General features: G+C 62.7%; 1 protein-coding gene. It reads right to left on the minus strand.

The genetic code is table 11. The features are described from left to right. Positions 1-1,117 (minus strand): hypothetical protein (locus QCE63_RS35485; protein WP_309839934.1); only part of this gene is annotated, 1,117 nt, incomplete at both ends.

Consider the following 1,117-nt stretch of genomic DNA (forward strand, 5'->3'; position numbering starts at 1 on the left):
GTCGATGCCCTGTTTCTCCGATGCGGAAAGCGATGGGGCCGGCACGATGTAGTCGATGAGCAGATTGACGCCCGGCACGAGGCCCACGAAGAAGCGGCCGAGGCTGTCCCCGAGTTTCTGCTGCCAGAGCGGCAGGGGCGGTGTGTGAGCGTCGAGATATTCATAACGGATAGGCCCGTGCTGCGTGGATGCGTTGAACATCTTGTTGTCTTCGCCGATACGCTGGCTTTCTGTCTGATAGCGATTGAGCAGATCGGGGCCGAAGTTGCCCATGCTTACGTTTTCGGTGTTGGTGTGCGTGGGGTCGGGCGGCAGCGGCGGGAGATCGGCGGCGCGGCGAAGGGGATCGCTCTGTATGTGATCGGTCGCCCACTGGCTTTGGCGGGTCGCCTCGTCCGACCAGCCGTGCAGCATGTTGAAATCGTTGGGGGTGTGGGCCAGACGGTACTGGAATTCCTGTGCGTTGCGCCCGGAGTTCAGGCCGTGCGTGATGAAGTACCGCTCACGCTGAAAGGCACTGTCATCGTGGCCCGTGCCGGAAGAGAAGATTTGAAGCGAGGCGGCATCACGCTGGGCCTGATCAATTTCCTGATCGGCCTGCTTCCATTGAGCGCCGAGGTTCGTGCGTTCCTTGTCGATGAAGCCGCCGACCTGCATCTGCATGTTGTGGCGGATATCGGCAGCTTGTCCGAAGATGCGCGAGCGCTCTTCAGGCGTGCCGGCGTGATTGAACTGCTGTCCCAACTGGGCGAGCCGATCGCTCTGCTGCTGGCCGGCGTTGCCGAGATAGAAGGTGCCGTAGGGCTTGCCGAACACCTGCTGCACGCGGGCGTTGGGGTCGCTCATGACCTGCTGATAGGCCCGGTTCACGGGGGTGATGACTTGAGATTGCGCGGTCTGGGCGATCTTCTCGCGCTGATCCCCGGTGGTGGCGGCATTGTAGTATTCGGACCCTGCGGCGAGCGCACCGCGATAGAAGTCGCGCCGATCGGAGGGCAATGCCTCGACCTGCTGATTCGCGATGGTTACCTGCTGTTCGAACGAGATGGCTTCAGGCGGCGCGCCGCGCAGTGATTCGCCCTGGAGCGCCGCCATGCTGTTGGCGTTGGCGGCGTCG

This window comes from Caballeronia sp. LZ065 (assembly GCF_031450975.1).
Lineage (GTDB): Bacteria > Pseudomonadota > Gammaproteobacteria > Burkholderiales > Burkholderiaceae > Caballeronia.